General features: G+C 53.6%; 10 protein-coding genes. 5 read left to right on the top strand and 5 right to left on the bottom strand.

Annotated features, from left to right (window positions below; genetic code table 11):
* Positions 1 to 86: 86 nt before the first annotated feature.
* Complete coding sequence (locus tag NNN71_RS14240) at positions 87 to 1,337, top strand: MFS transporter (RefSeq protein WP_163446429.1); 1,251 nt, start codon at positions 87 to 89, stop codon at positions 1,335 to 1,337.
* A 56-nt stretch (positions 1,338 to 1,393) separates the two neighbouring features.
* On the opposite strand, the gene NNN71_RS14235 is transcribed toward NNN71_RS14240, so the two are convergent.
* On the bottom strand, positions 1,394 to 2,032 hold the full coding sequence (locus NNN71_RS14235; RefSeq protein ID WP_271458760.1) for a hypothetical protein: 639 nt from the start codon (positions 2,030 to 2,032) through the stop codon (positions 1,394 to 1,396).
* Between the two features lie 438 nt (positions 2,033 to 2,470).
* Between NNN71_RS14235 and NNN71_RS14230 the strand changes: the two genes are divergently transcribed.
* The 3 genes from NNN71_RS14230 to NNN71_RS14220 all read left to right on the top strand — a co-directional run bounded on the left by NNN71_RS14230 (position 2,471) and on the right by NNN71_RS14220 (position 5,423).
* On the top strand, positions 2,471 to 3,667 hold the full coding sequence (locus NNN71_RS14230) for an MFS transporter (RefSeq protein WP_163446431.1): 1,197 nt from the start codon (positions 2,471 to 2,473) through the stop codon (positions 3,665 to 3,667).
* A 171-nt stretch (positions 3,668 to 3,838) separates the two neighbouring features.
* Positions 3,839 to 4,258 (top strand): acid resistance repetitive basic protein Asr, encoded by a 420-nt coding sequence (gene asr, locus NNN71_RS14225; protein WP_271458759.1) that lies wholly within the window; start codon positions 3,839 to 3,841, stop codon positions 4,256 to 4,258.
* Between the two features lie 340 nt (positions 4,259 to 4,598).
* On the top strand, positions 4,599 to 5,423 hold the full coding sequence (locus NNN71_RS14220) for a trypsin-like serine peptidase (RefSeq protein ID WP_163446433.1): 825 nt from the start codon (positions 4,599 to 4,601) through the stop codon (positions 5,421 to 5,423).
* Here the strand turns inward: NNN71_RS14220 and NNN71_RS14215 are convergent.
* The 4 genes from NNN71_RS14215 to NNN71_RS25265 all read right to left on the bottom strand — a co-directional run bounded on the left by NNN71_RS14215 (position 5,420) and on the right by NNN71_RS25265 (position 8,600).
* The gene (locus NNN71_RS14215) at positions 5,420 to 7,585 is read right to left on the bottom strand and encodes a bifunctional diguanylate cyclase/phosphodiesterase (RefSeq protein WP_271458758.1); all 2,166 of its coding nucleotides are present in this window, start codon (positions 7,583 to 7,585) and stop codon (positions 5,420 to 5,422) included. The two genes, NNN71_RS14220 and NNN71_RS14215, sit on opposite strands and share 4 nt — an antisense overlap.
* Positions 7,586 to 7,677: 92 nt before the next feature.
* Positions 7,678 to 8,007, bottom strand: a complete 330-nt coding sequence (gene mdtI / locus NNN71_RS14210) for a multidrug/spermidine efflux SMR transporter subunit MdtI (RefSeq protein WP_271458757.1) — start codon at positions 8,005 to 8,007, stop codon at positions 7,678 to 7,680.
* Positions 8,000 to 8,368, bottom strand: a complete 369-nt coding sequence (gene mdtJ / locus NNN71_RS14205) for a multidrug/spermidine efflux SMR transporter subunit MdtJ (RefSeq protein WP_163446436.1) — start codon at positions 8,366 to 8,368, stop codon at positions 8,000 to 8,002. Before mdtJ ends, mdtI begins: the two co-directional genes overlap by 8 nt.
* Before the next feature lie 97 nt (positions 8,369 to 8,465).
* A complete protein-coding gene (locus tag NNN71_RS25265) occupies positions 8,466 to 8,600 on the bottom strand; it encodes a protein YdgV (RefSeq protein WP_419058010.1) in 135 nt (44 codons plus the stop codon).
* A gap of 168 nt (positions 8,601 to 8,768) precedes the next feature.
* On the opposite strand from NNN71_RS25265, the gene NNN71_RS14200 reads away from it, so the two are divergent.
* Positions 8,769 to 9,800, top strand: a complete 1,032-nt coding sequence (locus NNN71_RS14200) for an AI-2E family transporter (RefSeq protein WP_167575776.1) — start codon at positions 8,769 to 8,771, stop codon at positions 9,798 to 9,800.
* The last annotated feature ends 3 nt before the right edge of the window (positions 9,801 to 9,803 follow it).

Raw genomic sequence — 9,803 nt, 5'->3', positions numbered from 1 at the left:
ATATTAGACAGAATATTTACATTTTCCTACTCTGATTATGTGACCTATGTCGCCATTACTCGTTGTTTTTAGTCAAGGATCTTCCCGTGAGCCGCACAACTACCGCAGACCATACGCCCGTTATTGATGTCCGCGACGATACCCCCACTGTCAACAATACGTTTATCCGCCGCGGCACGCCGGCCTTTATTCGCGTCACGCTCGCCCTCTTCTCCGCCGGGCTGGCAACGTTTGCCCTGCTGTACTGTGTGCAACCCATTCTGCCGGTGCTCTCCCATGAGTTCGGCATCTCTCCGGCGGGGAGCAGTATTTCGCTGTCAATTTCCACCGTCATGCTGGCGATTGGCCTGCTGTTTACCGGGCCGCTTTCCGACGCCATCGGGCGTAAACAGGTGATGGTCACCGCGCTGCTGCTGGCTTCCTGCTGTTCACTCCTGTCGACAATGATGACCAGCTGGCATGGAATTCTGCTGATGCGTGCGCTGATTGGTCTGTCGCTCAGCGGCGTAGCAGCGGTGGGCATGACCTATCTCAGTGAAGAGATTCACCCGAGTTTCGTCGCCTTCTCGATGGGGTTATATATCAGCGGTAACTCGATTGGCGGGATGAGCGGACGTCTGCTCACTGGGGTGTTTACCGATTTCTTCGGCTGGCGCGTGGCGCTGGCGGTGATCAGCCTCTTTGCGCTGGCCTCGGCCATCATGTTCTGGCGCATTCTGCCGGAATCCCGCCATTTCCGCCCCAGCTCGCTGAAGCCGAAATCATTACTCATTAATGTTCACCTGCACTTTCGCGATCGTGGCCTGCCGCTGCTGTTCGTCGAGGGTTTTCTGCTGATGGGCGCGTTCGTCACCCTCTTTAACTACATCGGCTACCGCCTGATGCTCTCGCCCTGGTCGCTCAACCAGGCGGTGGTGGGTCTGCTATCCGTCGCCTACCTGACCGGGACCTGGAGCTCACCCAAAGCCGGCGTAATGACCACCCGCTACGGTCGTGGCCCGGTCATGATCTTCTTCACCGGCGTGATGTTGCTGGGGCTTCTGCTCACGCTGTTCTCGCCGCTGTGGGTGATTTTCCCCGGCATGCTGCTGTTCTCCGCAGGGTTCTTTGCCGCACACTCGGTGGCCAGCAGCTGGATTGGCCCGCGTGCGCGCCGCGCCAGGGGTCAGGCGTCGTCGCTGTATCTTTTTAGCTACTATCTCGGCTCAAGTATTGCCGGTACGCTCGGCGGCGTCTTCTGGCACAAATACGGCTGGAACGGCGTGGGGGCATTTATTGCCCTGCTGCTGGTTGGCGCACTGCTGACCGGCTATGCTCTGCATAAACGCTTACGCTAAACTCAATTAAGAACAGGCTAAAAAATGCCGCAGCGCCCTAAACGCCGAGGCATTTTCTATTTACAGTCCATACTGATATTTAGCGGGAAAAGCTGGTCGGAGGACTTATCCGTTTTCATAAAATAGTACGTAACAAGCAACAGCCCTACCATAAATGGAATTTCATACAACTCTTCCATAAGGTCAGCATATTGAGGATTATGAACAAACAACGGTGCCAACAGACGATGGTGCTCAATGGTATCGGAAATGATAAACGTACAAATAGTAACAGCCAGCAACCATACCGGCATTGTCACTTCCTTAACCCTGCGGACGATGTCCTTACGTAATGGCCCGGATAACAGAGAAAGCGCTAAACCTCCGATCAGAGTGACGGAAATCACTCTAAACACAAGATGAGGTTGCTCCGGAAAGTAAGCCCGCCCCCAACTCGTACTTCGTCCTAGCAACACCATCCACCACAGCACGGCCCACATCCAGAACTGTTTTTCTCCTTCAGGCCTCGAAAGCGGTTTGATATACCAAGCGGTAAACAACGCGCCAAACAGCAGCCATAGCGCCTGAGCGTTTTCAATCTGCGTCACTAAGGCACCGCCAAGCAACGGTAGATGCCAGTCTGCGGCAAACGGAAATAACAACGACAGAACCGCCATAGCAACAACGGAAAAGGGTAAATGCGTATCGAATTTCATACAAATCATTCAAGTTAATAATGAATTACTGATAGTAGCTTTTAAGAAATTTAATCCATTAACATTGAATGCGATTTTCTTAAGGTTATCTTAATGTTTGTGTGATCGTTCAATTCATCAATTGAAGAGCCCCAAGTAATCTGTAATCACCGCTATCGCTTCACCAAACCCATAACACACTTCCTCTCGGTATCCTGCCCCTTGCAATCGCGCTATCCACGCCATTTGCGGTACCGTCGGTTTGCCTCCCTTCGTGCCGGTACCGCCGAAGCCATTCTCGATAAGATGGTGTGGATCGTCGCCAGGCTTTCCGCAACCAGCACGGCTGCGTTCAGACGTCCCCCTTGTGATTATTCGTGCGCATGAAATCCTAATAACTTCAAGAGAATACCGACAGGTTCTATAATACGCCCACTTTTGTCTTTCATGTTCCGTGTTATGACTACCTACACCAGCAATACCCAGCTTAATCTACGCATTATTTCGATCGTGGTTTTCACCTGTATTTGTTACCTTTCCATCGGCCTGCCGCTGGCGGTACTCCCCGGATTTATCCACTACGATCTCGGCTACAGCACGCTGGTCGCCGGCGCGGTGATTAGCCTGCAATACATTTCCACTCTCGTCAGCCGCCCCCACGCCGGGCGCTATACCGATATCTGGGGGCCGAAGAAGGTTGTCAGCCTGGGGATTATCTGCTGCATGATGAGCGGCCTGTTCACGCTCGCCGCCGCGGCCGCGCACGCCAGCCCCATTCTGGCGGTCATTCTGCTGCTGGTCGGCCGCGTGTTCCTTGGTGTAGGCGAGAGTTTTACTTCTACCGGCTCCACGCTGTGGGGGATTAAAACCGTCGGCGCGATCCACACTTCCCGCGTCATTTCCTGGAACGGGGTCGCTACCTATGTCGCCATGGCCGCCGGTGCGCCGTTGGGTGTGATGCTCAATAGCGCGTTTGGCATCAGCGGCTTCGCGGCGCTGATTGTGATTATCGCCGTTATTGGCCTGCTCTTTGCCCGTACTCGTGCTGACGTCAGCGTCAGCGCGGGCATCCGAGCGCCTTTCCACGTCGTCGCGCGCAAAATCTGGCCGTACGGTTTGGGTCTTGGGCTGGGTACAGTAGGCTTCGGGGTGATTGCGACATTTATCACGCTCTACTTCTCCGCGCACGGCTGGCAAGGTGCCGCCTTCACGCTCTCACTGTTCAGTATTGGCTTTATCTGTATTCGTCTGGTGCTGGGTAACACCATCACCCGGTTTGGTGGCATTCGCGTATCGCTGGTCTGCTACGTTTTTGAATGCCTGGGGCTGCTGATTATCTGGTTTGCCCCGAATGCCTGGATCGCCGGGCTGGGCGCTTTCCTGACTGGCTCCGGTTTCTCGCTGGTCTTCCCGGCGCTGGGCGTCGAAGCGGTCAAGCAGGTGGAGGAACAAAACCAGGGGACCGCGCTGGGCACCTATTCCGCCTTCCTGGATTTGGCACTTGGCATTACCGGCCCTGTTGCGGGCTGGATTGCAGGCTATCAGGGTCTGGACAGCATTTACCTGCTGGCTGCCGTGGTCGTGGCAATGGCCTTCGCGCTTATTCTGCGCGTTTACCTGATGCAACGCGCCAGCCGCACGCCTTGCGCGAACTAACCTCGTGAGGGGCGAAGACCCATCGCCCCTGTACATTTGTGCAACACCTCTCGTACATTACGTTACACGCCGATACCAATCACTCACGGAAAGACCGATATCCCGTAGGTATAGTTCTTTCAACGGCCCCGCAGTGGGGTTGAATGAAAAAACCAATTCGAGGGTATGAGAATGAAAAAAGTATTAGCTCTGGTTGTTGCCGCTGCTATGGGTATGTCTTCCGCTGCTTTCGCTGCTGACGCGACGGCTACGCCGGCTCCGGCTGCTACTGCGACCGCCACTCACGCGGCTCCGGCAAAAACCACTCATCACAAGAAACACAAAAAAGCAGCACCGGCACAGAAAGCGCAGGCTGCCAAAAAACACAAGAAAGCAGCGGCTAAACCGGCTGTAGAACAGAAAGCCCAGGCTGCTAAAAAACACAAAAAAGCAGCCACTAAACCGGCTGTAGAGCAGAAAGCGCAGGCCGCTAAAAAACACAAAAAAGCAGCAGCTAAACCGGCTGTAGCGCAGAAGGCGCAGGCTGCTAAAAAACACAAAAAAGCAGTAAAACACGAAGCCGCTAAACCAGCAGCACAACCAGCAGCTTAATGACTACGCAATCGGCGCGTTCTGCGCGTCGATTCAGGCAGACAGGTGCATCACGTAGCGTCGCCCCCGACGCCGGTGTTAGCCCTGCTGCCTGAGGCGATCAATTATCCGTATCGGCGCTACTTCAGCGCCGATTTTTTCCCGGGGAGCCAACCATGTTGCGGCGTTATCGTTTCGAGCTCATCCTGGCATTACTGATCGTTTGCGCGCTTATCGCGACTCAGTTCTTCTTTTACTGAATGTAGTTCGCTGATTTTACTCCCACTTTTCATGTCTCCCGTCTATAGTAGTCTCACTGGGTTTAGTTTTTATAATCATAATTGCCCCATCCGAGAGTGATATGCGTACAGCCTTTGTGTGTTGTTTACTGGGATCGTTATCCGTTCTGCCTTTAATAACTCATGCTGATGACAGTGATAGCGGCATTAGCGCAAAAGATATTAAAACCCTGTTTTTTGGTCAGGACGATCGCGTCCTTGTCAGCCATCCGGCGCAAGAACCGTGGGACGCCATCGGGCAACTTGAAACCGCCAGCGGCAATCTGTGTACCGCGACGCTGATTTCTCCCCATCTGGCTTTAACCGCCGGACACTGTCTGCTGGAGCCGCCAGGTGGCAAGCTGGATAAAGCGGTAGCCCTGCGCTTTGTGTCGCAAAAGGGCAGCTGGCGCTATGAGATTCATGGCATTGAGGGACGGGTTGACCCTTCGCTAGGAAAACGACTGAAGCCCGACGGCGACGGTTGGATTGTGCCGTCTTCAGCGGCACCATGGGATTTCGGCCTGATCGTCCTACGCTATCCCCCTTCTGGTATTACGCCACTGCCGCTGTTTACCGGCGACAAAGCCGAACTGACCGCCGCGCTGAAAGCCGCCGGGCGAAAAGTGACGCAGTCCGGTTACCCGGTCGATCATCTGGATTCACTGTACAGTCATGAAGATTGTACCGTCACCGGCTGGGCGCAGGCGTCGGTGCTTTCCCATCAGTGCGATACGCTGCCGGGTGATAGCGGCTCACCGCTGCTGTTGAAAACCGACGCCGGCTGGCAACTGATTGCAGTACAAAGCTCAGCACCGGCGGCCAAAGATCGCTGGCGTGCCGACAACCGCGCCATCGCCGTCACCGGTTTTCGCGACAAGCTGGAAGCGCTCGCTGCCGACAATTAACTCTGAAGCTGCTGGTGACGTAACGCCAGCAGCGAAGATAGCGGCATCGGCTCGCTGAAATAGAATCCCTGAAGCTGATCGCAACCCGCCAACCGCAGCAGCTTCATCTGTCTCTCCGTTTCGACGCCTTCGGCAATCACCGTCATGCCTAGCGCGCTGGCAATCCGAATCGTGCCCCCCACCAGAGCAGCAGCCTGATCGTCGTCATCCACCAGCCCGGCCAGCGATTTATCAATTTTAATGGTGTCGAAATTGAAGCGCCGCAAATAGCCAATGCTGGAGTAACCGGTACCAAAATCATCCAGCGCAACGGCGGTACCCAGCGCTTTCAGATTCGCGATTGCCGCACGCGCGCGTTCCGGTTTTTCGAGCACGTAGGTCTCGGTAACCTCAAGCTGTAGCCTGGACGGCGGAAAACCAGATGATTTCAGCACGCTGGAAACCTTATTTTCAAACTCAGGGTCGCGGAATTGCGCCGGCGAAATATTAACCGAGAGCTTAAGATCGTTGTGTACCAGCAGATCGTGACACGCGCGAGCCAATACAAACTGCCCGAGCGCATAGATAAGCCCGCTGGTTTCAGCGACAGCAATAAACGCATCAGGCATCAGCTCGCCTTTCTTCCGTCGCGGCCAGCGCACCAGCGCTTCAACGCCAATCATCACCTGCGTCCGCGCGCAGACGATCGGCTGATACCAGACTTCAAACTCATTGTTTTCCAGCCCGTGGCGAATGTCATTCTCGATAGCAACCTGGTATTCGCGCGCGCTGTTAAGTTCAGCGTCATAGTGGGTAATGCGCCCTTTGCCGGTGATCTTCGAGTGATACATGGCGATATCTGCCTGGCGGAAAAGCTCGGAGCTGGAGCTCAGCTGCAATTTTCCGCTGGCGATGCCTATGCTGGCGCTGATGTGCAACGTACGGCCATCGATACGGATTGGCGCATTAAGGTAATCCAGCACGCTTTCCGCAAAGGCTGCCGCGCGCGCTTCTGAGTGCTCACCGCCCACGGTCATCGCAAACTCATCGCCTCCCATGCGCGCCAGCATTCCGCCGCCAGGCACCAGCGTTTGTAGCATGGCGGCAATACGAATAATCAGAATATCGCCGACATCATGGCCATGAATGTCATTAACATCTTTAAAGCCATCAAGATCGATAAACACCACCGTTTTCACGTCGCGATCGCCACGCTGGCTGATGCGCTCCAGCTGTTCAATCAGCGCACGGCGGTTGGGCAGATGGCTCAACCAGTCGGTCAACGCAATTTCTCGCGCCTGGCGTTCCCCGCGCGCCAGCTTCCACAAGCCTAAGCTGCTCAGCAGAATAAACAGCAGAATTAACCCGGTCGCAAGCAGCACAATTTCACGAATTTGCGGTGATGCGGCGCTGGCAGCCTCAGCCCCAGGCTGCCTGAGCTGCCAATCAAGCCAGCCCACCACCTTCCCCCCAGAGGTTCGCACCGGAATGTTGTATTGGTTCTGCGGCGCAGTACCCAATGTCAGTTTTTCAATCTGGAACGTATTTCCCAGATTGTTGAGTAATCCAGGATTGATATGCCGGGTGATCACCAGATAACGCCGCGTCGCGTCGTACACCTGTAAACGTCCAACCATAGGGCGAATCAGCCCGATCCCGACAAAGGCAATCCCCGCCCGCGTCTGGGTTATGCCGGCAAAAACATTGCTCCCCCGACGCAGCGCATCCTCATTTTGGCTAATAAGCGCTTCCAGCCCCTCACCAAAGAAATCGAGATTATGTTCATTAAACGGTGAGCTATGAAACGAGCCCCAGAGAACACGATAGTTTTCATCCAGGACGAATGTGCCATCGTAGAGATTATTGATTTTGAAGCCTGCCCCCCAGGTATTATACAGCCACGTGGTGTCCAGCTGCGGCGCATAAACCTGACGGACGGCGTCGTCCCAGATAGAGTTGTCGGTAACGAGTGAGAGCACGCGGTTAATGGATGTCTGAAGGGCCCCATCAACAGAAAGTGCGGAACGGCGGGCATCAATATCGTTAGTTTTGCTACTGATTAAATTCTGCGACAGGTAAAGCAGTGAAATAATAGAAAAGATCAGGCCAACGCCTGCTAAAAAGATCATCACGAACAGCGTTCTGGCCGTGGCAATATTACGCCAGCGTGACGGATTAAACATGCCCCACCCTCGCAGTCACAAAGCAAACCCTTTGTTACAAGCGTAATACAGGCCATGAATTTCGCTGCCCGATTTCCCGGGCAGCTATCACATCAAGCGAGTTTAATCATCACCATACCGATCAACAGCAGGCCAAGTCCAAACCAGCCCTTATTATTCAGGCGCTGACCAAAGAGGATCCACCCCGCCGCCAGAGTGGCCGCTACGCCGAAGCCCCCCCAGATAGCGTAGGCAACCGACAGGTCAATGCCCTTCACCGCCTGCGACAAGGCGCTAAACGCGGCCAGCACGGCGGCCAGTGAGAGGAGTCCGTACAGTTTGTTACGGAAACCGTCAGAGAATTTCAGGAAAATATTAGCGACAATTTCAAGTACGATGGAACCTGCTAGCCAGAGACCGTGAATCAATTCGAACTTAAGCATGATTCACCTCGTTATTAATCATAACGCTTTTCTTCGGCGCTTTACGCGTACCCGATTTGATCAACACAATCCCGGCGATAAGCGTTGCCAGACCCGCCGCTTTCATCACCGTCAGACTTTCGTCAAAGACCAGGACGCTGAAAAGCGTAATCAGCACAATACCGATACCTTCCCAAAGCGCGTAGGCGACACCGAGGGCGATTTTCTTAACCGCGAACGAAAGAAAAATATAAGACAGTGAGATCATCACCAGCATTAAAATAAAGCCGGTATTACCATCGCTTACGCTTGCCCATTTCATAGACAGCGTACCTGTAATTTCGGCCACAATAGCCAGGGCTAATAAAATCCAGTAAAACATGGTCCTTCTCCTGCGTGAGAATATAATCCGTTGCAGTTCGCGACGTAGCGCAAACCGAAATAAAATGATTAAAATTTAGCTCAAACGAAGAAAAGGACTACAGCGCGTTGCGCCAGTGGTGCTCACCGCAGAAGGCAGAAAAAGAAGGGAAAACAGTGAATTGAGTAGAAATGTACGTCCTGAACATATTGTCCATAAAATTACAATTATCCGCGGTATTGCTTCTCATCATTGCGGATTAAAATTGTCCTCAGTAGTTAAACACAGCTAATTTCTAACACAGTTGTCGAAGTATCTCAAAATGTTTTCAAATCTTTACGGATGTTGTTTGATGTACATTCATTTATTATAAGCCAATTCGCAATTATCATAATCAGCAGAGTTTATAGCAGGAGCTATCATGTCCAGGCCGATCATCACGCTTAATGGATTAAAAATCGTCATCATGCTCGGCATGCTGGTTATCATTCTGACGGGGATCCGTTTTGCTGCGGAGATCATCGTCCCCTTCGTGCTGGCGCTGTTTATCGCCGTGGTGCTCAACCCGGTTGTTCAGCTGTTGGTACGCTGCCGCGTACCACGCGTGCTCGGCATCTCGCTACTGATTGTCGTGATTATTCTGCTGGCCGTACTATTACTGGCCTCACTCGGCACATCACTCAACGAACTGACGCGCACGCTGCCTCAGTACCGCTCATCGCTGGCGGTACCGATCTATAATCTGCAGCCGTGGATGCAGCGATTTGGTATCAGCGTCAGCCCTGAAGAACTGATTAAATACATTGACCCCAATGCCGCCATGACATTGGTTTCACGCCTACTGACCCAACTCTCGAACGCGATGTCGTCTATTTTTCTGCTGCTGCTGACGGTGGTGTTTATGCTGCTGGAAGTGCCACAGCTACCGGCGAAACTTCAGCAGGTCATGTCACGTCCGGTAGAGGGGATGGCGGCGATTCAGCGAGGGCTGGACAGCGTATCGCACTATCTGGTGCTGAAAACGGCGATTAGCCTGGTAACGGGTCTGGTTGTATGGGGCATGCTGGAGCTGCTGGGCGTCCGTTTTGCCTTTATCTGGGGGCTGCTGGCCTTTGCGCTCAACTATATTCCGAATATTGGCTCGGTGCTGGCGGCGATCCCCCCTATTTTGCAGGTTCTGGTCTTTAGCGGCTTTTACGATGCGCTGATCGTACTTGCGGGGTATCTGGTGATAAATCTCGTCTTTGGCAACATTCTCGAGCCCCGCATCATGGGACGCGGCCTGGGGCTCTCCACGCTGGTGGTGTTCTTATCGTTAATATTCTGGGGCTGGCTGCTGGGTCCGGTCGGTATGCTGCTGTCCGTGCCGCTCACCATTATCGTGAAAATTGCGCTGGAGCAGACCGAGGGCGGTAAAAGCATCGCTATTTTGCTCAGCGATCTCAGTAAATAGCCA

The organism is Kluyvera sp. Awk 3 (genome assembly GCF_028069715.1).
GTDB lineage: Bacteria > Pseudomonadota > Gammaproteobacteria > Enterobacterales > Enterobacteriaceae > Kluyvera > Kluyvera georgiana_A.
Note: the sequence above shows the minus strand (reverse complement) of the source record. Positions and strands in the feature narration are given on the sequence as shown.

What these genes read in the sequence shown, in the direction of transcription:
- NNN71_RS14235 (WP_271458760.1), bottom strand. Translation starts at nt 2,032, where the DNA reads ATGAAATTCGATACGCATTTACCCTTTTCCGTTGTTGCTATGGCGGTT.
- NNN71_RS14220 (WP_163446433.1), top strand. Translation starts at nt 4,599, where the DNA reads ATGCGTACAGCCTTTGTGTGTTGTTTACTGGGATCGTTATCCGTTCTG.
- NNN71_RS14230 (WP_163446431.1), top strand. Translation starts at nt 2,471, where the DNA reads ATGACTACCTACACCAGCAATACCCAGCTTAATCTACGCATTATTTCG.
- mdtJ (WP_163446436.1), bottom strand. Translation starts at nt 8,368, where the DNA reads ATGTTTTACTGGATTTTATTAGCCCTGGCTATTGTGGCCGAAATTACA.
- asr (WP_271458759.1), top strand. Translation starts at nt 3,839, where the DNA reads ATGAAAAAAGTATTAGCTCTGGTTGTTGCCGCTGCTATGGGTATGTCT.
- NNN71_RS14215 (WP_271458758.1), bottom strand. Translation starts at nt 7,585, where the DNA reads ATGTTTAATCCGTCACGCTGGCGTAATATTGCCACGGCCAGAACGCTG.
- NNN71_RS14200 (WP_167575776.1), top strand. Translation starts at nt 8,769, where the DNA reads ATGTCCAGGCCGATCATCACGCTTAATGGATTAAAAATCGTCATCATG.
- NNN71_RS25265 (WP_419058010.1), bottom strand. Translation starts at nt 8,600, where the DNA reads ATGATGAGAAGCAATACCGCGGATAATTGTAATTTTATGGACAATATG.
- mdtI (WP_271458757.1), bottom strand. Translation starts at nt 8,007, where the DNA reads ATGCTTAAGTTCGAATTGATTCACGGTCTCTGGCTAGCAGGTTCCATC.